Source organism: Pseudomonas sp. TWP3-2 (assembly GCF_049897765.1).
GTDB lineage: Bacteria > Pseudomonadota > Gammaproteobacteria > Pseudomonadales > Pseudomonadaceae > Aquipseudomonas.
Window position 1 is genome coordinate 78783 of sequence record NZ_JAFCWW010000007.1, and the last position, 24991, is coordinate 103773.

The 24991-nt window shown below is 51.6% G+C and carries 18 protein-coding genes; 12 read left to right on the top strand and 6 right to left on the bottom strand.

Features of this window, described 5'->3' with window-relative positions; translation table 11 throughout:
- Window positions 1-62 precede the first annotated feature (62 nt).
- Together xdhC and guaD are read left to right on the top strand one after the other, a co-directional pair.
- A complete protein-coding gene (gene xdhC, locus ACP7EE_RS12735; RefSeq protein WP_426234777.1) occupies window positions 63-920 on the top strand; it encodes a xanthine dehydrogenase accessory protein XdhC in 858 nt (285 codons plus the stop codon).
- A 24-nt stretch (window positions 921-944) separates the two neighbouring features.
- Window positions 945-2249 (top strand): guanine deaminase, encoded by a 1305-nt coding sequence (gene guaD / locus ACP7EE_RS12740; RefSeq protein ID WP_426234778.1) that lies wholly within the window; start codon window positions 945-947, stop codon window positions 2247-2249.
- A 93-nt stretch (window positions 2250-2342) separates the two neighbouring features.
- On the opposite strand, the gene ACP7EE_RS12745 is transcribed toward guaD, so the two are convergent.
- Entirely contained in the window at window positions 2343-3107 is a 765-nt protein-coding gene (locus ACP7EE_RS12745; RefSeq protein WP_426234779.1) for a GntR family transcriptional regulator, read from the bottom strand.
- Between the two features lie 407 nt (window positions 3108-3514).
- On the opposite strand from ACP7EE_RS12745, the gene ACP7EE_RS12750 reads away from it, so the two are divergent.
- A complete protein-coding gene (locus ACP7EE_RS12750) occupies window positions 3515-4705 on the top strand; it encodes a benzoate/H(+) symporter BenE family transporter (protein WP_426234780.1) in 1191 nt (396 codons plus the stop codon).
- 139 nt (window positions 4706-4844) lie between these two features.
- Here ACP7EE_RS12750 and ACP7EE_RS12755 read toward each other — a convergent pair whose 3' ends face one another.
- On the bottom strand, window positions 4845-5135 hold the full coding sequence (locus ACP7EE_RS12755) for a 50S ribosome-binding protein YggL (protein WP_426234781.1): 291 nt from the start codon (window positions 5133-5135) through the stop codon (window positions 4845-4847).
- A gap of 85 nt (window positions 5136-5220) precedes the next feature.
- On the opposite strand from ACP7EE_RS12755, the gene ACP7EE_RS12760 reads away from it, so the two are divergent.
- From ACP7EE_RS12760 to ACP7EE_RS12775, 4 genes are read left to right on the top strand one after another with little or no spacing between them, the layout of a single operon-like run.
- Window positions 5221-7560 carry a hypothetical protein gene (locus ACP7EE_RS12760; RefSeq protein WP_426234782.1) on the top strand — a complete coding sequence of 780 codons (2340 nt, stop codon included), beginning with the start codon at window positions 5221-5223 and terminating at the stop codon, window positions 7558-7560.
- Window positions 7544-9640, top strand: coding sequence for a hypothetical protein (locus ACP7EE_RS12765; protein WP_426234783.1), 2097 nt, complete (start codon window positions 7544-7546; stop codon window positions 9638-9640). The genes ACP7EE_RS12760 and ACP7EE_RS12765 overlap by 17 nt, the downstream gene beginning before the upstream one ends.
- A 13-nt stretch (window positions 9641-9653) precedes the next feature.
- Window positions 9654-10259 (top strand): hypothetical protein, encoded by a 606-nt coding sequence (locus tag ACP7EE_RS12770; protein WP_426234784.1) that lies wholly within the window; start codon window positions 9654-9656, stop codon window positions 10257-10259.
- Window positions 10256-11683, top strand: a complete 1428-nt coding sequence (locus tag ACP7EE_RS12775) for a tyrosine-type recombinase/integrase (RefSeq protein ID WP_426234785.1) — start codon at window positions 10256-10258, stop codon at window positions 11681-11683. Before ACP7EE_RS12770 ends, ACP7EE_RS12775 begins: the two co-directional genes overlap by 4 nt.
- 325 nt (window positions 11684-12008) lie before the next feature.
- Here ACP7EE_RS12775 and ACP7EE_RS12780 read toward each other — a convergent pair whose 3' ends face one another.
- The gene (locus ACP7EE_RS12780) at window positions 12009-13307 is read right to left on the bottom strand and encodes a tetratricopeptide repeat protein (RefSeq protein WP_426234786.1); all 1299 of its coding nucleotides are present in this window, start codon (window positions 13305-13307) and stop codon (window positions 12009-12011) included.
- A gap of 358 nt (window positions 13308-13665) precedes the next feature.
- Between ACP7EE_RS12780 and ACP7EE_RS12785 the strand changes: the two genes are divergently transcribed.
- The 3 genes from ACP7EE_RS12785 (at window position 13666) to ACP7EE_RS12795 (ending at window position 17486) form a co-directional block, all read left to right on the top strand.
- On the top strand, window positions 13666-15435 hold the full coding sequence (locus ACP7EE_RS12785; RefSeq protein WP_426234787.1) for an SIR2 family protein: 1770 nt from the start codon (window positions 13666-13668) through the stop codon (window positions 15433-15435).
- 115 nt (window positions 15436-15550) lie between these two features.
- Window positions 15551-16249 (top strand): helix-turn-helix domain-containing protein, encoded by a 699-nt coding sequence (locus tag ACP7EE_RS12790; RefSeq protein WP_426234788.1) that lies wholly within the window; start codon window positions 15551-15553, stop codon window positions 16247-16249.
- A gap of 55 nt (window positions 16250-16304) precedes the next feature.
- Entirely contained in the window at window positions 16305-17486 is a 1182-nt protein-coding gene (locus tag ACP7EE_RS12795) for a hypothetical protein (protein WP_426234789.1), read from the top strand.
- Between the two features lie 50 nt (window positions 17487-17536).
- Here the strand turns inward: ACP7EE_RS12795 and ACP7EE_RS12800 are convergent, their stop codons facing one another.
- The 3 genes from ACP7EE_RS12800 to ACP7EE_RS12810 all read right to left on the bottom strand — a co-directional run bounded on the left by ACP7EE_RS12800 (window position 17537) and on the right by ACP7EE_RS12810 (window position 20778).
- The gene (locus ACP7EE_RS12800) at window positions 17537-17983 is read right to left on the bottom strand and encodes a hypothetical protein (protein ID WP_426234790.1); all 447 of its coding nucleotides are present in this window, start codon (window positions 17981-17983) and stop codon (window positions 17537-17539) included.
- Window positions 17984-18099: 116 nt separating this feature from the next.
- Window positions 18100-19152, bottom strand: coding sequence for a DUF4062 domain-containing protein (locus ACP7EE_RS12805; RefSeq protein ID WP_426234791.1), 1053 nt, complete (start codon window positions 19150-19152; stop codon window positions 18100-18102).
- Between the two features lie 483 nt (window positions 19153-19635).
- The gene (locus tag ACP7EE_RS12810) at window positions 19636-20778 is read right to left on the bottom strand and encodes an HNH endonuclease signature motif containing protein (protein WP_426234792.1); all 1143 of its coding nucleotides are present in this window, start codon (window positions 20776-20778) and stop codon (window positions 19636-19638) included.
- A gap of 369 nt (window positions 20779-21147) precedes the next feature.
- On the opposite strand from ACP7EE_RS12810, the gene ACP7EE_RS12815 reads away from it, so the two are divergent.
- Together ACP7EE_RS12815 and ACP7EE_RS12820 are read left to right on the top strand one after the other, a co-directional pair.
- Window positions 21148-22767 carry a dsDNA nuclease domain-containing protein gene (locus ACP7EE_RS12815; RefSeq protein WP_426234793.1) on the top strand — a complete coding sequence of 540 codons (1620 nt, stop codon included), beginning with the start codon at window positions 21148-21150 and terminating at the stop codon, window positions 22765-22767.
- Between the two features lies 1 nt (window position 22768).
- Complete coding sequence (locus ACP7EE_RS12820) at window positions 22769-24913, top strand: DEAD/DEAH box helicase (RefSeq protein ID WP_426234794.1); 2145 nt, start codon at window positions 22769-22771, stop codon at window positions 24911-24913.
- Window positions 24914-24991 lie beyond the last annotated feature (78 nt).

A 24991-nucleotide genomic window follows, 5' to 3' on the forward strand; every position in this document is an offset into this window, starting at 1 on the left:
CTTGTGGGAGCTGGCTTGCCAGCGATGAGGCCCGAACAGACAACGAAGATGTCGAGGTGAATATGTACAACTGGATCGACGCCCTCGCCGACCTGCAGAACCAGGGCGAGCCCTGTGTTCTGGTGACGATCATCGAAGAGCTCGGCTCGACGCCGCGCAACGCCGGCTCGAAGATGGTCGTCAGCGCTCGCCAGACTTTCGACACCATCGGTGGCGGGCACCTGGAATACAAAGCCATGCAAATCGCCCGCGAGATGCTCGCCAGCGGCAAGCAGGACACGCATCTGGAACGCTTCAGCCTCGGCGCCAGCCTTGGCCAGTGCTGCGGCGGCGCCACGGTGTTGCTGTTCGAACCGATGGGCCAGGTACAGGCGCAAATCGCGGTATTCGGTGCGGGCCACGTCGGCCGCGCGCTGGTACCCTTGCTCGCCAGCCTGCCATGCCGGGTGCGCTGGATCGATTCGCGCGAAGAAGAATTCCCCGCGCAGATCCCCCACGGCGTGCGCAAAATCGTCAGCGAAGAACCGGTAGACGAAGTCGACGACCTGCCCGCCGGCAGCTATTGCATCGTCATGACCCACAACCATCAACTGGATCTGGAACTTACTGCCGCGATCCTCAAACGCAACGACTTCACCTGGTTCGGCCTGATCGGCTCGAAGACCAAACGCGCCAAGTTCGAACACCGTTTGCGTGACCGTGGCTTCGACGCCAGCGTCGTGCAGCGCATGCGTTGCCCGATGGGCATAGGCGAAGTCAAAGGCAAGTTGCCGGTGGAAATCGCCATCTCCATCGCCGGCGAAATCATCGCCACCTACAACGCCAATTTCGGCCAGCACAGCGCCAGCGCCGAACCGATTGCCAAACTGCTGCCGGTGTCCCGGCGCAGTCAGGCCACCCAACTCAAAGCCTCAAATTGATTAGCCTCACATATAGAGAACGACATGCCTCTGACTCGTAAAGCCTACCGCGCCGCCATCCTGCACAGCATCGCCGACCCCGCCGAGGTCGGCATCGAAGCCTCCTACGAATATTTCGAGGACGGTCTGCTGGTGGTCGATGACGGCAAGATCAGCGCCCTCGGCCACGCCAGCGAACTGCTGCCGACCCTGGCGGCGGATATTGAGATCAACCACTACCAAGACGCACTGATCACCCCCGGCTTCATCGACACGCATATCCATTTTCCGCAAACCGGCATGGTCGGTGCCTACGGCGAGCAACTGCTCGATTGGCTGAACACCTACACCTTTCCGTGCGAAAGCCAGTTCGCCGACAAGGCCCACGCCGACGAAGTTGCCGACATTTTTGTCAAGGAACTGCTGCGCAACGGCACCACCACCGCGCTGGTGTTCGGCAGCGTGCATCCGCAGTCAGTGAACGCGTTCTTCGAAGCCGCCGAGAAGCTCGACCTGCGCATGATCGCTGGCAAGGTGATGATGGATCGCAATGCGCCGGACTATCTGACCGACACGCCGGAATCGAGCTATGTCGACAGCAAGGCGTTGATCGAGCGCTGGCACGGCAAAGGTCGTCTGCACTACGCAGTGACGCCGCGCTTCGCCCCGACCAGCACCCCGGAACAGTTGACCCTCGCTGGTCAATTGCTCGGCGAGTACCCGGATCTGTACATGCAGACCCACATCAGCGAAAACCTCAAAGAGGTCGAGTGGGTCAAGGAGCTGTTCCCGGAGCGCAAGGGTTATCTCGACGTCTACGATCACTACAAATTGCTCGGCGAGCGCTCGGTGTTTGCCCACGGCGTACATCTGTGCGACGACGAATGCGCGCGCCTTGCAGAGACCGGTTCGGCGATCGCCTTCTGCCCGACCTCGAACCTGTTCCTCGGCAGCGGTTTGTTCAATCTGCCGATGGCCGAGAAGCATAAAGTCAATGTCGGCCTCGGGACTGACGTTGGCGGCGGCACCAGTTTCTCGCTGCTGCAAACCTTGAATGAAGCGTACAAAGTGATGCAGTTGCAGGGTGCGCGTTTGAGCCCGTTCAAGTCGCTGTATCTGGCGACTTTGGGCGGTGCGCGTGCGCTGCGTCTGGAGGACAAGATCGGTAATCTGCAGCCGGGCAGCGACGCCGACTTCCTGGTGCTCGATTACAACGCTACGCCGCTGCTGAGCTATCGCTTGAAGCAGGCCAACAACATTGCCGAGACGTTGTTTGTGTTGATGACGCTGGGCGATGACCGGACGGTTGCCCAGACCTATGCGGCGGGTGCGTTGGTGCATCAGCGCTAGTTTTCTGCGGACAAAAAAATCCCCCGGTGGTGTTCAGCCCCGGGGGATTTTTTGTTGCCTGTCAGAAAGTCATCGCTGGCAAGTCGGTCTACTTTAAAGCTTGGCGGCAGGGCGCCCCGGCTTCTTGGTCTGCAACAAATGCGAGAACACCGCATGCAGATCATCCGACGCACTTTCCTCATCGAGGTTGAGTTTGCTGTCGATGTGATCCATGTGATGCATCATCAGATCCACCGCCAGCTCGCCGTTGCGCGCTTCAATCGCGTCGATGAGCTGGGTGTGTTCGTCGTAGGAACAGTGCGAGCGGTTGCCACTTTCATACTGCGCGATGATCAACGAAGTCTGCGACACCAGGCTGCGCTGAAAGCTGATCAGCGGTGCGTTCTTCGCCGCTTCGGCCAGCTTCAGGTGAAATTCGCCCGACAGACGGATGCCGGCGCCGCGATCACCACGAGAGAAGCTGTCGCGCTCGTCGTTGACCATCTGCCGCAGTTCGGCAATTTCTTCAGCCGTCGCGTGTTGCACCGCCAGTTCAGTGATCGCGCGCTCTACCAGACGGCGGGCGAGGAACACTTGGCGCGCCTCGTCGACACTCGGACTGGCAACCACCGCGCCACGATTGGGCCGCAACAACACCACGCCTTCATGGGCCAGACGCGAGAGTGCGCGGCGAATGATGGTGCGGCTGACCCCGAAAATTTCCCCCAGCGCTTCTTCGCTCAACTTGGTGCCGGGTGCCAGGCGCTGTTCGAGAATGGCCTCGAAGATATGCGCATAGACAATATCGTCCTGGGTGCCGGTGCGGCCGGCTTTGCCTGCTCGCGGTTGTTTCTTGAGGGGTTGCAACTGTTCGTTCATGGGCACTCGAGTCGGAAGAACTGCGGCGAATAGACCGTGACTGTAATACGGCACAGTCGGTCGCTGGCAAGTATCGCGTAAAAAACACAGCGATTGTACACAATGGATGGTGGCAACACGACTGTACGGCTGTTTGTGACTTCCGCTGTATCGCAACGCTCCGTTACGTTTGAGTTTAGGCTTGAAAACCAAAACTGCCGCCACGGAACATTGTGGCGAGGGAGCTTGCTCCCGCACGGCTGCGCAGCAGTCGTAAACCTTTGACGCGGTCTGGCTGACACTACGGCGATGCCTGCATTGGGGCTGCTTCGCAACCCAGCGGGAGCAAGCTCCCTCGCCACAAAAGCTGAGCCAGGCATAAAAACCTGTTGGATTCACTGCTTCTATAAACAAGGAACACCGCTGTCATGAACGACATCACCCACACGCGCCTGCGCCCTTTCGCGGACACTTCGCCCTCGGCCATCGTCGCCGGGTTCATTGCGATGATGACCGGCTACACCAGCTCGCTGGTGCTGATGTTCCAGGCCGGGCAAGCGGCGGGCCTGAGCAGCGGGCAGATTTCCTCGTGGATCTGGGCGATCTCTATTGGCATGGCGGTGTGCTCGATCGGCCTGTCGCTGCGCTACCGCACGCCGATCACGATTGCCTGGTCGACACCTGGCGCTGCATTGCTGATCACCAGCCTCGGCGGCGTGAGCTATGGCGAAGCGATTGGTGCCTATGTCACCTGCGCGGTGCTGGTGACCATTTGCGGCATGACCGGTAGTTTCGAACGGCTGGTGAAAAAGATTCCGGCATCGCTGGCGGCCGCGTTACTGGCGGGGATTCTGTTCAAGATCGGCAGTGAAATCTTCGTTGCCGCGCAGCACCGCACCGGGCTGGTGCTGGGGATGTTCTTCACTTATCTGGTGGTCAAGCGTCTGTCGCCGCGCTATGCAGTGCTCGCCGCGTTGCTGATCGGCTCCGCGCTGTCGGGCTTCATGGGGCTGCTGGACTTCAGCGCTTTTCATCTGGAAGTGGCGACGCCGGTGTGGACCACGCCGCACTTCTCGCTCGCGGCGACCATCAGCATCGGCATCCCGCTGTTCGTGGTGGCGATGACCTCGCAAAACATGCCCGGCATCGCCGTATTGCGCGCCGACGGTTACAACGTCCCGGCCTCGCCGCTGATCACCACCACCGGTATCGCCTCGCTGCTGCTGGCGCCGTTCGGCTCCCACGGTATTAACCTGGCGGCAATCAGCGCGGCGATCTGCACCGGGCCGCATGCGCATGAGGATCGCAACAAGCGTTACACCGCTGCGGTGTGGTGCGGGATTTTCTACGGGATCGCCGGGGTGTTCGGCGCAACATTGGCGGCGCTGTTTGCTGCGCTGCCGAAAGAACTGGTGCTGTCGATTGCCGCGCTGGCGCTGTTCGGTTCGATCATCAATGGCTTGAGCATTGCCATGACCGAGGTCAAGGAGCGCGAAGCGGCGCTGATCACGTTCATGGTCACGGCGTCGGGGCTGACGCTGTTTTCCATCGGTTCGGCGTTCTGGGGGATTGTGGCGGGGGTGTTGACGTTACTGATATTGAATTGGCGTAAAGGCTAAAAGATCGCAGCCTCGTTGCACTCGACAGCTCCTACAAGGGATTGCGGAGATCCTGTAGGAGCTGTCGAGTAACACGAGGCTGCGATCTTTTGATCTGCAAAAAAAAACGGCGACCCTTGGGTCGCCGTTTTTCATTACATCACTTTGCCGCGTTGACCGGTGTTTCCGGGTACCACACGTCCAGCAGCGGGCTGACGGTCATACCGGTCAGCTCAGTGCGGGATTTCAGCCAGGCTTCAACAGCAGCGCGCTGCTCTTCGTTGACCGAGCCACGCTTCTGCAGGCAAACCAGACCGAAGTCATCGCCGCCAACATAACCCAGACCGTTGGCTTCCATGGCTTCTTTGATGAATGCTTCGAGGAAAGCGTCAATGGCTTCTTCGGACAAGTCTTCTTTGAAGTCCAGGTTCAGTTCGAAACCCAGCTCCATGATTTTGCTAATTTGACAATCTTACCATTTTGATCTAAACCCAATGATTACTGGGGGCAAAGGCAATTTTGGAGACATTACCAAAATGGCAATTGTCAAAAACAAGCTTCGACGGCTCCGATTTTACCCCTTCCGTGCCATCACAGGCAGAGCGGCGGAGCTAATGCAGGCGGCAGTAGATCGGTTAGGTGACGTCGGCGGTGACTACCCTGCTACGGCGCTATCTCTATTTGAATGCTTCTGCGACCTCGCTGGCATACAGGTCACTGAAAAAGTACTTACTTCCCCCTCTGTCCAGAATCTCTACGATCGCTTTTGCGGCGCGATGGCATCGGAGAAATTCTGCATGCTTCGACTTAAACGAAGACATTCTCTATGCGTTCTATTGGCAAAAGTTTTTCAAGAGTTAAAAACTGACCTTCCGCGCATACCGATAATTACCTGGAACCCCAAAAACTTTGATCGTTATGTGGATTGGTGGGATGTGCAAGACAGCTTAATTCCCATCGACAAACGGCTCTATTGGACTGGTTGGCCAGTGGAGAATCGCGCAGGGTCAACTAAGGACATGCATTTGGCTGATCTGTGGAACTCCCATGGCCAAGAGTTTGTTGAAGAAATTCATAGAGAAGTCCGCATACACATGGAGGGGCGCGCAGGTTTTGTGCATGAAAATTTCAAAAAAATGTTTAAATTTTTACATTCGAATCAATCTAGCTGGCCAACGGAAATTTTTAAAGACCCAATTAAAATTTATGATTTTTTTGCAGCGTTCATGCAACATATTTTCACAAATAGAAAACCGACCGATCCTACGCTTCCTAACCTGATGATAAAATGGGATAAACACATAAACCAAATATACAGTATGTTTATCCACTCCAGAGTTTGGGCCACGCCTTTCCGAGAACTCCCCATAATAGGTGCAGAAAGGCCCTCAGGCAATTCAACACATGTAGTCGTCACACCGGACGGAAAAGAAGTCCGAAACAAACTTCTTACCCCAATTCCACTACACATCACACAAACAGAAGCCATCAAACTACTAATCCTTCAAATTAAAGAAGACTTACGCATTGTTAGAGAGTGGGCGACTGCCCAGTCACTCAAGACCATAAAAGCGTTCAATAGGCGCAAGGAACTAGCCTCCTCGGCGACATCTGCTCATAGACACACCTATGCTTTCTGGGAAAATAACACTCTAAGCAATCTAGCCGCTCACTTTGAGAAAGTCACATACGATATAGACTGGAGCGCAGCTGTAAAGGACTACAAAAAATATTGTGATAAGAATATCGGCTCGGCAGATCTAGGTGAAAAACTGGGAATACCAACCACCCATGACCTCTATCCATTTCAATGCCTGTTGATTATTGAACATCCTTGTATCACGAATAGCTTCCTTACCAGATTCGAGCTTTTCGACAAAAACGGAAAGCAAACAGGGTTTTTTGATGAGGGAGGAAAGTCTTATCTTGCAGTACACGACGATGCAAAATTTATTTCCGGTATTAAAGGAAGAAAAGGCGAGAGGCTTGGCAGGCAAAAGTTTGAAATCAGCAGCACAGCCGCTGCAGTAATATCCGATGTCATTACGATAACGAATCAGGCACGACATCACTTAAAATCCCGCAACGATGAAAACTGGCGAAAACTCTTCATTGCAAGCCCTACAGGCGCAACACTACCGAGAGGTGCAACCATCCCTCGCTGGAACAAGCCAACTTTCGAACGGCCGGGGCGCAAACGGTTAGTTACTCGCACGATTGGACAATTTTCTCCGTTTACGGCAAAACGTGAAAATGAACTAAAGCAGCTTATTTGGCGAGTTTGCCCTGACGCGATTAGAGCATCGAAAGGAGTAGAAGTTTATATCGACACTGGCAGCACCAATACAATGCGAGAAAGCCTGGGCCATCATATTGAAGACTCCAAGCTTCTAACCTCTTACCTTCCCGAAGCATTCGTGCGCTTCATTGAAGGGCGAGGGGTAAAAATTGTCCAAAAGGCTCTTATCTGCCACTCCTTAAGAAATAGTCCATTTCTTGTCCAAGGAGCAAACTTTGAGAGCATGGAGCTTCTTGATCAGTTTTTAAAAAACTATGTCCTTAAGGATATTCCCGCATTCTTGACCGATCCTGAGGGCTTAAATGAAACTCGCCTTTCCAGCGAAATCAATGAATTATTAGTTTTAATTGGTGAAGGAAGCCTTAGCGCATTGCTTTCACTGAAAGTCGCAGTGGACTTGGAGAAAGATCAAAGACTCGTATCAGAAGCAGCGCTGGAATGGGCAATGCTGACAAGACTTATTGAGAAAGAGATCGAGAACAGTATTGATCCACTGTTAAAAAAGCACTTGGCAACCGCCAGGAAAAACGTGAACCCTGCACGCATGGTGAACTTGATCTATGGAAAGCCAAAATAGCCTGAAGTTTCTTGATGACCTATTTATAGATCCCGGCGAGCTGTTAAGAAAGGCGTGGTGGCTCCTCTCTGACTTTGACGCCCCAGTTTGGACTATATCCCTACAGTACAAGAAACCCAAGACTCTGGATTGGCGAGTACGACTGAACGACAACAGCTTACTAACAGATCCCAAAAACCATCATATACTCAAAAGCTTTAAGTATTTCCTGACGGGCTCTACCGAATATCCTGGGCAGAAAACACGAGCAGCAAGGGTAGCAGTGACAACCGATAGAGGTCGCTTAACGAATAGCATCTATATACTAGACTACCTCCTTTTGAACGCTGAACGATTTGAACTAGCTCGATACGGTCTAGCAGGATTAAATGAAGGCGACTTGAAATCTATCCTGCATCAATTCGCAAGCACCCAATCGGTTGCTGACTCAATATATACCCTTCCATCTAGAGCAGCCGAGTTTTGTTTGAAGCTTGTCAGTGAAACCCCACCAGAAATTATAAGGCAAATATTAATTGACAAACCTAGTATCGCTGACGTCAGCATTGCCGATTTAGAAAATTGCCAACTCGACGTTTCTCCTTTGCTAATCCCATCGATCCGAGCTGCGCTGTTTCACCATGGGTTCTATAAAGGGTATAGCGCAGGCGGTTTTCACATTCGCATGAGCCGGCTAACTCACAAACTCTACAAAAACACCTTAAAAAAGCACCTCAACAAAGCCCGCATCTATATTCTTTCCTTTTACCCTCAAGAACGCGCCTACCGCAGAGAGTTTCCTGGCGTACCGGTCGCAGGCACTGGAAATGAAGGTATCACCAAGGCTACATATTTTAGCTTTCGCAGACGACTTTATTCAATGGGCGTTCTTCATACGGTCGGAGCTGACGCGCCATTAATAGTTGATATACAAACTATCGAAAACTATATGATCAACCTCGTTCCGTGTCAGCGATTCAGATTAGTGCCCTCTGATATTATATTTGATCAGTTTAAAGAGGCCGTTGAGTTTCATTTCAAATACGGCCGACTCATCATAGACGGCTTTTGCCGCCTAGCAAAACATTGTATTTTAAACAACATAGACATGATCGAGATATCACACCGAGAAGTACAACGCGTTATCGGCCCAGAGCTCACCTCTTTAGGTGTAAAACAGCTAGGACTAGCCTGCAACAACATAAGCCAATGCGACAAGACAGGCAGAAAACCGCGTAAGCAGACCAAAGAAACTTTTTTTACTAGACTTCGAGCGAATCATGGCCTCATTGAACTAGTAGAAATATATGTAGGGTGTGTAGAGTTTGTCGTTGGCGCCCTTATGTCGAGAAGAAGTTCGGAGCTTATATCACTTCCCCCATTCTGCTTAGATAAGACACAAGAATGGTTGATCTTGGATCTCGCTAAAATGTCCAAGGGATTGTTCGGTGAGAGGGACACCCAAGCGCGTCCGATTGACAGGCTTGGTGTAAAGATGATCCGAGAATTACAACGAATGCAGCGTTACCTCAAACGAATTGGGTATATAGAGAAGTATTATTCACTGTTTGCTGCCCCCTCTCAGGGAGGGGAGAGAGGATTGCCGGAGGTAACGGTCGCTTCATTCTACCGAAATCTCGACCTAATGTTTGATTACTTCGAAATACCTACCGACTCAAATGGCAATCGATATTATATTCGCCAACATCAGCTTAGGCGTTTTTTTACCCTTTTGTTCTTTCATTTTTATGGCGAGGGAGGAGTTAATGCAATTCGGTGGATGCTGGGTCATGCAGACATTGAACATATTTGGCATTACATTACTGAGACAATCGATGGTGCGGCTCTACGCGGAGCACGATCCCAATATATAATCGAAGAGATGATGAAAAGCAACGGCTCAAGCTATAACAATCTTGCGAAGATGCTAATGTTAAAATTCGGGGTTGACACCTTCATGTTGGTAGACGAAGAAGAGGCGGACTCTTATATTCAAGACGAATTGGAGAAAGGCAACATTTCTATAGAACCTGTTTTTTTCGAAGATGAAACTGGCAAACGTATGAAAATCGTGGTGAAAATTCTGAACATCGTTGACTAATGGAGGCATAGCGATGAGGCCCTTAAAAAACAAAGCACAGCAGATCGAAACCTCTATTGCATCGCTGATAATTTTATTTGAAAAAATAATTACAGCGCCTAAGGACTACGTTAATGACCAGACAATCCGCAATGCTTTGAAGAGTCAAGGCGGCATCGCCAAGCTACATCTCACTAGTGGATCAGGAGCTACTTTGATGTCCATAAGCCCGATGAGCCTGACGACTTTAAAATCAAAAATATCTACCGTAAGTGATGGACAGACCTTCGAAAGTTTCGACCGCATGCGGATCCAAGCGCTTGATGCACTGGATCATGCATCCCTAATCAAAGACGAGCCCAAAAAACAGACGAAGATAGGGATTCGCCGTGAACTAGAACAAATGAAAATTCAACTTGAGCAACATCGAGAGACAAACTTCAGATTATTACAAGCTCTCTCTAGGGCCCTCGCTGCGATTGAAAGCGTTCGCAACATTACCGACTTTGACTTGAGAGCCAAGCGTGCCAGGGACGAATCCGACACCATTGCAAAAATCCTAACTCTAAATGAATATCCTTTCAATAAAGTGGAGCGCCCGGCGATTGTCCTTGCATTGAACACGGATGCAAAATCATGAATCTTGCAGGTGGCAAACAACTCTATACACCCCTTCCTAATCTAAAATTATTTGGTCATCACGCGCTCGGCAGAGTGGAAATAAAAGATGGAGCAAACTTACCATTTCTTGTCTGGCCAAACTGTAGACCATGCATACCTGCCAATTTATATATGTTGGCCTTGCGTGACACCCCGGGTCGTCACGGAGCTCCGCTATCAAGACGGGGGAGTAAAGGTGGAACCATTGGAGATCATGCCGCTAAAATCAGTCAGCTTATTAGATTTTGCTACCAAAAAAAGGTAGATTTTTTAGAGCTCACAGACTCGCAGTTCGCAGATTTCATCTCAGAAATTAGGATGCAGCGTTTCAAAAATAATATTAGACAACGGCAGAAAAATTCCAAAGGCGTAAATCTAACGGGCCAGGTATGCCTTAAGTTTTTACAGCACATTGGGAATATCGCGGGGCGACCAGATTTTGTTGCGCCCAACGGGGCCATAAACATCTCATATCGAGAGTTCCTACACAAAAGTACAAATGGGCGCACCTTCAAAACCACATCTATATACCATCACAGCTTTTCTGTTGGAGGCGATGCTGCTGACACTCGAAACCCCATTTCAGACAGATCAATCACAGCATTAAAAAACGCGGCCGACGAGGCTGGTACATCTCGCTTCCTCAACTTACGCCGACATATACATATGCTATTTCTTGAGCACACGGGCCCGAGAAGAGGAGAACTAGCAGAGCTCAAAGTCAGCTCTATCAACAAAGCTTTTTCTATGAAACATCCGATGCTAGAGCTTACAACACTAAAAAAAGGCATTTCTACTACGCGGCAGGTGCCGGTATCCAAGATGCTTCTTAATGAAGCTCGAAAGTATATAAAATTTGCACGTTCGAAGGTGATTTGTAAATTCACTAAATCCGGCAGACCGGATCATGATTTTCTGTTCATATCAGAGACGACGGGAAAGCCTCTCGCAGATACCACAATCACCAATGAAATCAATAGTCTTGCAAAATTTGCTCGAATTGATGCGAAGGCATGCCCACACATGTTCAGGCACGCATTCTGTACCAACCTCTTCGTAATCCTGTACCAGCGGTATAAATTCAGCGACAGCAAGGAATTCGAAATCCGCCTATTGAGTGATCACTTATTTCTAGAAGAAGTCCTGCAATATACCGGCCACAGTTCAATCATAGGTTTACTGCCATATTTGAAAACCGCATATACACGACTCAATAAAATTGACGAAACCATTAGCTCCGCACACATTTTAATTCTTCAACAAGAATTCGAATCACATCTTCTACAGCTATGCAAGCAATTGGAAAATGGGTTAACTATCAAAGAGTACTTGAAGGAGGTATATGAGTTATTAGACCTTAAGAATGAGGATGTCGGCATTATTCAAAGCTTGCCCAAGATATAATCACTGCATCCAAACTCTCTTTTCACTGCCAATCGAACCTTTCAACCCATTTAAAACTGCGTAACCTACCTATCTTCAGCAACATTTACCGAGAGCAAATCTCACAACAACAAAACCACCAGCAGTTCAATAAAAATCCCCCACTACTGGTGTCCAACTAGCGTGATTAGGTGCCACCAAATGTCAAAGCAGCTCTTCTACGCCCCCCTTCACCCCGCTCGAAGCCCACAACTCGGGAGTGGGGAGATTGAGGAGCTAAAAGAATTAGCCACATAGATACCCCTTCCCCAGAAAAAAGAACGAATCATTCTCCGACCGCTCACAGTCAGTCGAGCTCCTGTCCAAAAAACTCGTCATCAGCATCCCGCACAAGCTTCACCATGACCTCCGCGTCGGTCACACCTAGCGCGGCGGCGGCCTCATATTGCAGCTGGGCACTGCCAAAATCTCGCATTCTGAAGTAGATGCGACCTAAGTACATATGGGCCAGTCCACGCACCTCTGATTTGTTTTGGTCTGTTATTACTCTGTAGTACCACTCGATTGATTCTTCGATGTCCTCAGCTAACGGAAGAGCAAGTAAATCACTCCCGTCGAGTATCTGACCCAGTTTCAATTGGGCCGATGGATTTCCAGCCACTGCAGCACGGCGGAATAGCGAAGCGGCCAGCCACGGCTCTCTACCGAACATCCCTCCACGTTCATAGATCTGCGCCAACAATAGCATAGCCTCGGCGCACCCCATATCCATCGCCTGCGTGAGTAAATGAATCGGTGACTGGGCGATCATGAATGAGTCTTCGTTTTCCATGATCATCTCGATCATGCGAACGGTTGCCGGTGGGTAGAAATTTTTAGAGGAACGCTTGTAAAACTCGAAGGCCGCGTGCAGATTTTCCGCCCCCTCTCCAAATCCATACTCGGCGAACTGCCCAAGCTGGTAACAGCACACCGCGCACCCTTGTTGATCGCCCATTTTATAAAAACGGAACGCGTCCTCCAGACTGCCCTTTTCGACATAATGATCGCCCAGGGTAAATGCGGCGTTCGGGTGACCATTGCGCTGAGCACCCAGAATCGCCTCCACTCCCCGCCTTTGAGCTTTGTCGTCTGGCTCAAAGTATCTTCCTATTGAGAGGTACAATAGCCCAAGTCGCATCTGAGCATTAAGGCAACCGTGTTCGACAAGCTCACTCAATGTATCAATGATGTCCTGAAAAACTGGGCGCAGTGTTTCAGGGGCCTGTCCATCAATGAGCAACGCTTCCAACGCGGGCAAGCGTTTTTCAACGCCGCGTAATCTCTCTGCAAGACTACATTCTATTTCGAGAATTACCGCAGGCCAGGAACGCTGAAAATGCGTTTTGCAATAGGCGTCCAGATCAGGCCCTAGGGGCCCTACATCACAGAGAATCTGACCATTTGGAAACAGAAACTTGTCGTACTGATAGGCCGTTGCCACTGTCGTAGCACGATATTTTTCGGGGGAGGCATAGAGAGAATTTCGGGTCATGGCTGTGCTCCAGACAATAGAAAACGAACTGCCCACCAGATTGGGCTGGGTCGGATTGAATTGTCTGGCCGTGAAATCATGGCTTGATGTGGCGTTAGCAGCTTCAGCCATTGTATTTCTCAGCTGCTATGAGCCTAGATCCGCCAAGGGGAAAGTCAATGCGTCACCTCCTATTGTCGATCAGCGACACTACGAAATGAGAGATTACTCTCGGCCACAGCTTCAGATGATCATCTGCGTGTCTGGTCAGAGGGTTCTACGGTATCCCATCGCCGCCAACAAAATACTGCCATCGGCAACCGCAACCGCAACCGCAACCCCAAATCACATTGCCCTCAGTCGAAGGTGATCACTCAAACCGCCTATAAGACCTCGACGTTCTGCAGCGCCATGCTTACATTGATCGGCTTCGGTGAATCCTCATGCAGCATCTCCGCTGTGAGTCGCCATTATCACTAAGGACAATGCAATGACCGTCATATCCGGGGATCCGACAACTCAACTCGCATTCTCAATGTTCGAGAACAAAGGTGTTTATGCCGTTTTGCTGGGTTCTGGCGTATCTCGTGCGGCCGGCATTCCTACTGGCTGGGAAATCACAATGGCGCTTGTTGAGCGCGCGGGTATCGCCGCTGGGGCGGGCGCACAGGATGACTGGCTCAAGTGGTATGTGGAACACACTGGTCAACAGCCTAATTATTCCAACCTGCTGGAAGAGCTGGCCATTACCCAGACAGAACGGCGAGCGATCATTCAGGGTTTTCTTGAGCCCACCGCACAGGAGCTGGAGGATGGTCTGAAGATGCCCACCTTGGCTCATCGTTCGATTGCCGCCATGGTGAAGTCAGGTCATATCCGTGTGATCGTCACCACTAACTTTGACCGGTTGATGGAAAATGCACTGCGTGATCTGGGGATCGAACCCACCGTAGTGGGCTCCGAGGACGCGCTATCTGGCGCAGAACCCATTACCCACACTCAGTGCTATATCTTCAAGATTCATGGTGATTACAAAGATGCCAGAATTTTAAATACTGACTCAGAGCTGGGCGAGTACCCAGTAGCCTTCAACGGGCTACTCGACAGGATCATCGATGAGTTTGGATTGATCGTTGCAGGCTGGTCTGGTGAGTGGGATCACGCACTACGAGCCGCATTTCTCAGATCGCCGAGCCGTCGCTACCCGACCTTCTGGTTGTCTCGCGGACGCTTGTCGGAGCGTGGCGAGGAACTCATTGCGCACCGTAAAGCAGTGGTCGTTCAATCTGGCGATGCCGACGCCTTTTTCGTCGGGCTCAGTCAGAAACTGGAAACAATCCAGCAGTCCAGGCAGTTGAATCCAATAGGCGCTGATCTAACCATCGCAATGGCTAAACGCTTTTTGGCGCGCCCCGAATATCAAATTCAACTCGACGACCTGTTCACAGGCGAAACAAAAAGGGTTATCGCCCACTTCGGGCCGGCGTTTACCAGTGACCAGACTCGCTCTCAACAGAACCTCACCGACTGGGTTTACGCATACGAGTCAGCAACCGAGCCATTAGTGCGGCTAGCAACTGTAATGGGCCGCTGGGGATCACACAACGAGCAGAAGCTCGTATTGGATTCGATCAATGGCCTGTTTGCTGAAGCTCAAAAAGTCCAAGGCGGCTATGTGAGCTGGATGGATCAAAAACACTACCCCGCCGCTTTGGTTTTCTATGGGTATGGGTTGGGGTTAACAAAATCTGGTCGGCTCGACGATCTATTCAAGCTGTTTAACGCGCCGCTGCTTAACCGACGCCGTAGCCGCAACCTATCGATGGGTGAGGAGCTATCGCCATTCCTTATAGAAAGTAACCACCGCCAAACCTGGAACGCCTTCAATGGCCAAGAGCGCGCGAGGGCACCTTTCAGTAACAGGCTCGCTTGTGAACTGACCCCAAGGTGGGCAGTTGATTTTGCAGGCATTGAGTCACCAGAATTTCTGTATGAACGCTTCGAATTCTTCTGCCTGCTTCATTTCGCCAAAATGCGGGGGATAACCCAGGAAGTACTGACCGGCATGACTCCGCAAGGCAGAACCAGCCAAATACTCTTGGGGCGAATTTCGTTACTGGAGGAGACGATTACACGATTAGCTCACGAGTACTCAACGGATGAATACCGACAGCCGTTACTCGAAGCGGGCTTTGCTTTCGGTAGCGAACAATATCTGAATGACTTCCTAGATACCCTGAAATCTAATATTCCCTGGTAAATGGAACCTTCATCAAGATCAGTCAACGCACCACTACCCTGTCGGGCACCTGTCGTGTTGCGTAATTCCCGTTTTCTTCATCATCCACACACCAACTACCTGATGGAGCTGAACAATGGATACGACCAACACCACCGGCCAACCACGCATGCTCAACCTTGACGAGTTTGCTGCCCTCGTCCGGAAAATGCGGGAGATTTTCCAATGGTCACAGGAAACCCTCGCGGAGCTGGCGGGCCTCAATGTACGGACTATCCAGCGTGTTGAAAACGCAAAATCCGCAAGCATCGACACCCGCCGCGCGCTAGCCAGAGCTTTCGAAATAGAGGATATCGACGCTTTCAACAAGCCTTTCATCATTCCTGCTGAAGAAGAAATTGAGAAAGAGAAGGCTAGGCTCGAATGTGACTACATCACACTGCCAGCGCTCCCCCTGACTACTGGGAATCAACTAGCGCAGCTTGCTGAGACCTCCACGATGGACATTTCCCAGCCTGGGTTTGAGATGAAGCGTGAGGCGCACGAGGTTTTCGCGGCTCTAGTAGATTATTTTCGTGACTATCGAGATTGTGCTAGCGAGTACTCGGAAAGCAGCAAGTTTGCGGTTTACGACGAGATGCAAACTTTGCTCGATGAGCTGCAACGACTCCAGGTTTCACTCCAGTATGCAACTCGCGAGGTGCATCTAAAATTTGCCCCAGATCAGAAAGACGCAAAGCCGTTGAACGTCAACGTGTCGTACTTGATAGCTTTCGAACGCGGTAGTGCCCCAACGGAATTCGCAGTGTCGAAAAAAATGAATTTTCCTGGCTAACTTGCTTCGTTCCGAGGCCTAAATCGTTATCCCGAACCCAAGAAAGAGACGTGCTATGCCTGAAAGCATCATTTATCTGGACAGCAATGACTATTCAGTGCTCAGCAAAACGCATCTGACGGAGTCAGAAGCACAGGTTCGATCAAAACTCCTGTCGCTCAAAGCTTCGGGCGATGCTGTCTTCGCTTTTTCAGGAGCACATATTTCAGAAATGGCGCCGATGGATCAGCCGTACGCCGATGCCGCCATTCGGCGTACAGGACTCTTGAGAGATCTCTGTGAACGAAACGCAATGATCTCGTTCGACAGATTGATCAAGGCAGAACTTGAGAGTCTGGTGGCCCTTCGTTCTGACCGGATCCAGGTCATGGACGCGAATGGCCAATGGTTCCCCGAACTCGGCGCACTGGTAAGTCCGCTGGACAGCCTGGATATCTCCGGCACCTTGGATAAACAGGCTCAAGACGCATCGCTCAATCGAAAGGAGCGCCGTATGCTCAAGGCGACCACATTAACCAAGAAAGGTCATTTCCGACCGAACTTGAGCCACTTGGGTAAGCCAGATATTGACGAGCTGGTTCAAACGTTTCCGATGCGGGCCAAGGACGCTCAGGTGCTTCATAATTATGTGATTGGAAAAGCGAGTCGGAAAAAAGCTGATGAGGCATTTCTGGAAAGCCTCCGTGACCCGACCTACATGGCACAGTGGTTTCGGGAGCACCACCATAAGCTGGGAGCAATCGGTGAGTGGGTGAGGTACCCCGCGCAAAACCTGATCACAACGATGGAAGCGAACCTAAAACAGCTTCGAACCTTGCTGGCCTGTATGCCTGCAGACGAGCGGGCAGCCATATTGAGCAGTTTCAATAATGGCTTCTGGGTCAAAGTTCAGAACGAGGGCATTCTAGACATCGTCAATCAACTGCTCTCAACTTGGCTACCAGACGCTCCACCCTGCAAAGATATTTCCCTTGTCGACGAGTACTGTCCGGGTTTGTCGACATGCTTGCGAGGGCTCTATAGCTCGGTACGCAACTCCTTCGGAACGGGAACTCGGGTAATGAAGCACAGCGATTTTGTCGACGTTATCCACGCGCTCTACGTGCCCTACGTTTCATTCTTCCGAGCTGATGCGTACATGGCCAGCATACTGCAGCCGCTCGCCAAGCGTTTTGGGACACAGGTTCATTCATCAACCGGTTCTTTGATTAAGGCTTTAGAAGCTCGGCAGCCTTAACCAAAGATTTGAAGATGACGCTCAGCTAGTGGACAGCTTGTTCGACCGGCTCACTGTTTCGCCAGCGCTGTGGGGTGGCTTCCTCGTAAGCCCGATATCGCCAAGCCTAGGCTCCACTTGATCTTATCGATGGCCTTGTATGTCGGTACCCAGTCCAGCGCCAAATGGTATTGATGCTTAAGATTCTCACGGTATCCCTCCAGTCTCCGGCGCTTCCTCTCGTTCAAGTCAGGGTTGAGTAGCTTGAGGGTAACGTCCAAGCAACGTTCTTCGTATTGCGCTTTCCACTTATTACGGAGCATGGCATGAACAAACGGCATGACGGCCAAAACGCCTAAATTGACCTGCAAAGCGAGACACGCGGTGTCGACGGTCAAAATCCCCTGGTGATTGAGTGCGAGCAGCGACATGACGGGCATCGAGGCGCAGGCAACAGCGAATTGCGCCCTCCCAGGTACACCAATGAGCGCCTGGCCGAACGGATGGTATTTGATCATCTTTGTTTCGCTCCCTATGAATGGCCGACTGACAGAATTACAGATACTTCGCAGAGGGCCAAGTCAAAAACAGTGCTGGAAAATCGCCACGGTGCGAACGTTGTGACTGAAGCCTTTCATGGAGAGGAGTTAAGCTTTCGGCCGAACTGGAACATCACATCCTCAAGCCAGCGACTAAAGGCAGCCTGTGAAGCCGGAATCATTAACTGGCGCTCCTCAAGGCTCTGTTCCGGACGATGGGGCATCGAAAAGCTGCTGCTGGAGCCCGTTGGTGGCTCAGCAAACTGCTTATGGGCCACACCATACAAACCGAGCTGGAACCACCCGCCCTTCCCTTCGTTTAAAACATCAAAAGCTGCCTGCGCCGCCTTCCTCACAAAAGAGGGAGAGATGTAGTAGGAGTTGAAGGGGTTGCTGGATGTATCGGGGTTGACCAGGGAAATCGACAACCAGCTCATGCCGGTATCATGGTGCCTCCACACCACTCCTTTCGTGTCCAGGCCCGTGACTTCGGCGTTATCAAAATCTTCATAACCTGCCTTGAGCGTGCTCAGTCCAGCTTGGCAGAGCTTCAAAAAGAAGGCGTCATGCTGGGTATGTACGACGCGCAAAGTTCCCGTCATCACAGGTTGCGGCAGGAAGGCAAGTTCAAGGCGCGCCTCTTCATTTCGATAGCCCCTGCGTCCGTCACCATTTCGCTGTTGTAGCCGCTGAACGAAGTCTTGCTCTGTAATGGCTTGACGGCTGACAGTCAGCTGATTGAGGGCCCAAATGATTGAGTCCGAAAGCTCATGTTCGTTCGTAAAGGTTGCTCGGAACAGACCATCAACATAGTCGGAAACTTCCCAGCGGAAGTCTGCTTGGGGGCCTTCAGCAGGAGTGTCCTGCAAAAATGCCAGAATCGGCTTCCCGCCAGCTTTGGCTCGACGAAACTCCTGTTGCGTCACCGATTCCCCACTGCTCATTTGAAAGCCAAAATCCGATCCAAGAATGAGCACCACCACATCTGCCTGGTCGACCTCCGTCATGCAGGCTTCCTGGGATGAATAAGGCCTTGCGCCAAAGTCCTCGCACATCACTGGGGTATGACCTAGCAGTGAAACAGCCTTTTTGGCTGCCGCACGATACGGCTCAAAATTGCGTACAACGGAGCTGACGAACACCTTCATAGAGATTCCCCAATCAATGCTTCCGCGTCCGGATTTTTAGAAGCGTCGTTCATCATACTGTTTGGGTAACGAGTCGTGTCACTCCAGATTCCCACGCCTGCCTGCAATGACGCTGCCTCGCGCCGACCTCATTTAACTTCGATGCGCCGAGGTGCATATTTAAACGGAACGGCAGACACGATTATCGACGCAGGCAAAGCCCATGCAAAAAAACGACAGCACAACTGATGCAACAGGATCTTTCCGCTATCGAACTCCAGCAGATCCTAGTTCGAATTCAGGATCTCAACGATCGTTACCTTCTGGTTACAAATCCGACGCTCACCTATCGCTGGGTCAAGAGGATGGAAATATCAATGGGTTTCATCGCAAAGGCATTGCGCATGAATACCCACTGAAATCACGCAGCCCAATTTACCCATTTGTAAGGCTGCTGCTTGCGCGACACAGACACCTTATAGCGGCCACCAATCAGCCCTCAGGTTACGTAATCCACTCAATGTCATCTTCTTCGGATTCGACCTCAAAACCCCGTATCAGCCCAGAAGTGTATAGCCCGATATCGTAACTGCGCTGTTTGATATCAGGATGAGCGTTGCGGATAGCCAATACGGTACCGGAAATGACCACTTTCCCCATTGATCGCTCTAGACGATTGATCAGTAAGAGGCATCCCAAGTCTTGCGAGCCCCGTAGCCATAAAGCCCTGGCAGAGTTCGAAGTACCTTCATTGCGATCAAATACGAACCTGATTTCAACATTGTTCACTGAACGCTTGCCCATCACCGGCCCTGTCCCGGGTGCATCAGGGGTCAGCTCGGTCAAGGAGTACCAGCCTTGGACAAAGATGAGATCGCCCTCAATGAGCATGCCTGTGAGTTTGCCCCGGTCTAGATCATCAGAGATGTGCCTGACGACATTTGATTGGAGCGCGGCGCTCAGCATTTCAGTCATATAAAGGTAGAGGTACCGAGCGCTGGCACCACTGTGCAGTACCCCCTCGCCTCGCTCCCTTACCACGGCACCATCCTTCGCACAGAATCCTGACTTGCGCGCCTCCTGAAAGCCTGCAAGCTTCGAAAATTCCACTCCCGCCTCTTGGGCAACCTCAAAAAGCCGTAGATGATTGAAGTACCACCAGTGACATCCCTGAATCTGAGTGGACTTGTGAACATCCAGCCGATCTAGGTGCTCAACTCTCTGTTCCCAAGCTATCTTGAGACTACGTAGGCGGTCAGGCGAAAGCACCATATCGAGGGCGCGCGCCGTATGTGCCTCGCTATGGTGCATAGAGCACACAACTGCCAGGTTCTCCGGGGAATGGTCTCGGCTCTCTGCCCAAGGCCGAATATGGTGTACGACGATGGGGAGACTGGAGTCCCGACAGACGCAACAAAGCCAACGATTGGCAAAGAGCACTTTGACCAGGTCAGCAGTCGGAACAGGAGGCCTTGCGCCCTTTCGAATAGAGGCAATTTCCAGCGCGCTTAGCGCCAAGTCCTTGAAGTCGTCGTCCTTCAATGACCTGAGTTTTGACAACGTCATGCCCTTCTTGCGCAGCTGCTTTGCAAGTTCGCTGTTGACGCCACGAGCAATGAGCGCGAGCTCTGTTCGGTTTGAATTCATGACTGCCACTCTCTGGGTGTTAGATCTGCGGCTCGGAAAAAATGATAGCGTGCCCCTTGGTAGAGTGGTGCGAATCAACACTCAGAGTCCGTGCATTGTAACGTTGAACTAGCGGCACGTAACGACAGGGCCGTTTTAGACAACGACTTCCACAAAATGCCGTTCCTGTTCGACAGCCAATTTGCTCTGAGGCCTAAAATCGTGACTCCGATCAAAGTAGCTTTATCTGCGCTGTCTTCACCGAATTGGGGATAGTCGGACAATTGCCAATAATGGTAGCTTGACGCCATCAGTCGATGTGCCAGCAAGCTTCTGCGCCGTCTCAGCAAAGCCAGGCCGTCAACCTTCTTCCGTCGATACAAGGATGTCATGGTGAGTATTCCCAGCCCGTCAAACAAAGGTGGGCCTGCGGCTCGGCAGGGTTTCAAATACCAGGATCACGTTGCCGTAACGTTTATATTGAAAATGCTTCGCGACAGCACCTACCTGCAGGTGGAGTGTGAAACTGCCGATGACATCGTCGCGATCTCGCAACAGGCGGGAGAGACCGTCAACGAGTACATCCAGGTCAAGACCACGGAAAACGACAAAAAGTGGAACCTGACGGAAAGCATTGCTTCGGACAAGCAAAAGGCTGACTCCTCTCTTTTTCAGAAGTCGTTGAAATGCGACGTCCGACCTGGTTTGGCCTGCTTCAGGATTGTATCGAAGCGAGACATCGCTAAAGCGCTGGAATATTTCACCAAGGCGTTGGACAAACGGGTCAAACCTGACTCTGCTACCGATCGGGGCCAGAAACTGGCTAAAAAATTCCCCAAGTCAGTCTCCGACAGAGGCCGAGATTTCACCTATTGGGCAGACCACTTCGTTTGGCAGGTCTGCGGTGACGTGGCGTCGCTGGAAGCAACTAATCTGCGCATGCTCGCGGAGGTAATTGATCTCTACGGTGAGAGTCCTTCTCATCGCCAGCAGAAGGACATTTACGAGGCGTTCCTGAGCTGGGCAGATGACGCAGCGACTGCCGATGTCAAAACTGTGCCCGAGCAAAAAATCATCACCCGTATTGCGGCCTTGGTAAGACTAAAAGCGCTGCTCGATGTGGCAGCGAAGCACTCCGCCGCTTTCGCCAAACCTTACAAGTCCAAACCCGACCCTTTCCTGGTGGAGTTTCACACGACCACGGAAGACGGCTTACTGCGGTCACTTTCAAGCTTTGACGTCGAGTACGATTTTGAAGAATGGCGCGGCCACCAACTGGCCGAACATCTGATGCAATGGCTACCTGAATTCTGTCTGCGGGCCAGTGAAATCGCTAATTTTCAGGTACACCACACACCCATGGTACTGGCGAAATCCATCAACGCGTTGAACCACGCAGCTGTCCCCCGTGATCGCCTGATTGCAGAGCTTATTCTGCACACCATATTGCGAAATCGGGAAAACAGCGAGCCAATCGCATGCAAAGTTTTCTATGCGGTCAATGGCAAGCTTTCCGAGTTCGGCAACGCCCACATTGTCCAACAGACAGGGCAGGCAGATCAGCTGTGGCTTGGCTTATCGCGGATGATTTCCACTGGAACGATGGATCAGACGCTTAAAGAAATCTGCGATGTGCTGGATGCCACAATCTCCAGGGCGGCGCTATCAGAGGAACGTGAGATAATCATTGCACTGCGTGAGCCTCATCATCACCTCCCCACTGCCGAGGCATTCAACAAGGCCCTGCACCGCAACGCTCCCGCACAGGACATGCTCAACGTCTTGTGCTTTCCGATCTTGCTGGCCTACGACAGCGACGCGTTGTCTGGAGGTTACTTATCGGATTACCTGGCCAACCTCAAAGCAGAGGTCACCCTGCATTACAACGCGCTGGCCAGTACGTTACCGCCGAAGATCAAACAGGTCAGGATCGTCGTCTTCCTGGTGCCGATCGAGAACATCCATCAGCTCGTTCAGAAATTCAACACGCTCTGCAAGGCGGCCAGCTGATATGAAATACGACCTCATCAAACAACAGTTGGAAATGCTTTGCGATCAAACCAGCGACAAAACTGGTTTACTTATGGGGCTGAGCCACATTGTGAACAGAGGCCACCCCGAGTGGGAAGGCCGAGATCTTGTCATCCGATCTCTCGATAAATTCGAGATGTTCGACGAGGTGGAGCAGTCGCTTTTGCTCAGTCTGGTTCGTACTGTTGGCCTCTTCCCCTATATCACCCCGCACTTGGAGAACGTTTCATTTTCCGATCGACTAGCCTATGAGGTTCATCGGGTGGAAGGCGTTGAAAAAGGAATGGTTTTTCATCGCCTGCAGGCACACGTTTTCCATTTATTGATGCAGGGAAGGAACGTTGTACTCAGCGCTTCGACCAGTGTCGGTAAAAGTCTGGTCATCGATGCGGTGCTGGCTCAAGGCAAATTTCGAAAGATCGTGGTGATCGTGCCGACGATCGCACTCATCGATGAGACGCGCCGCCGACTCGTGCGGCGCTTCAGGCAGTCCTGCAACGTCATTACCCACCCTAGCCAAAAGGCGAATGACTCACCCATAAATGTGTACCTGCTCACACAGGAACGTGTGCTACAGCGTGACGACTTGGGCGACGTGGACTTCGTCGTCATTGATGAGTTTTACAAGCTTGACCTCGCCAGCGACTCGGACGAAAAAAACAGATCAATCGACCTGAGCCTTGCCTTCCACAAGCTCGCGAAACAGGGTGCCCAGTTCTATTTGCTTGGCCCCAACATTCAGAATATCCAAGGCCTGGATGGGTATGAATACAACTTCATCCCCTCTAATTTCTCAACAGTGGCTGTGGATGTCATTCATTACAACCTGCACACCCGAGGAGACGAACGCAAAGATAAACTCCTGGAACTGTGCGCGCAGATCACCTCCCCCACCTTGATCTACTGCCAGTCGCCTGCAAGCGCCAATCGGGTCGCCCAACTTCTGATCGACAAGGGGGATTTTCCTGCGCTCAAAGCCACCCGAGAGATCTCGGAGTGGATCGCGGAGAATTACCACCCGGCCTGGAACGTGGCCAAGGCGATTTCTCTGGGCATAGGCATCCACCATGGCGGCGTGCCCAGAGCGATCCAGCAATACTTCGTGAAACTGTTCAACGAGCGAACAATCCGCTACATCATCTGTACGTCCACCATGATCGAGGGTGTTAACACTTCGGCGGAAAACGTCATCATCTATGACCGCCGAATCAACAAAAACACCTTTGATTTTTTCACCTACAAAAACATTTCTGGCCGCGCCGGGCGCATGAATCAGTATTTCATCGGCAAAGTGTTCATGCTGGAGGAACCGCCCGAAGAAAAAAGCCTGACAGTCGATTACCCTATTGGTCTGCAGAACGAAGGCTCTCCGATGGGACTGCTGATGAAGCTGGAACCTGAATACCTAACAGACCAGTCGCGACAACGATTGGACGCCGCGTACGCTACCCCTCAGCTGTCGGTATCAACATTGATCGAAAACAGGCACTTGCCGGTTGATCGACAAGTAGAGGTTGCGGATAGGATTCTGCGGGAACTGAACCTGAGTCGTGCATGGCTCACGTGGAAAGGCAACCCCGAGCAAAAGCAGCTTGAATACCTTTGCACACTGATTTATGAGCATCTACCCCACAAGCTTCCGGAGTACGGAATACATTCGGGCCTACAGCTCGCGTGGCATATCAATGCGCTCAGGGCGCAGAAGAACTTTCAGGCGTACCTACAGCAGGCCATTGACGAGGATAACTCCGACCGAACCCCGAGTGAGTCTATCGGGCAGAGGCTCAAGCTCATCCGCAATGTCATCTCCTACCGCCTTCCCCGCGACATCATGGCGCTAAGCAAAATCCAAGCGGACGTCTTCATTAAAAAAGGTATTGAACCTGGAAATTTCGGGTTCTTCGCCGAGCAACTGGAGAATTTGTTCCATGATCCGCTGCTTACCGCACTGGATGAATATGGGATACCCACTCAAATATCGACCAAGTTCAAAGCAGCTATTTTACCGTCAGAAAACCTGACTCAGTTGCTGGAGAAGCTGCGTGTATGGGCATTGAAAATCAACTCAGCACCTCTGACACCTTTCGAAAAAAACATCGTCCAGTGGGCAGTTGAGGAAATCTGACCAAATGGCCGTAGACAAACTGGTGCGCTGATTTAGGTGAGGTGATTGACGACACCATTACCGACACCGCGCATGGCA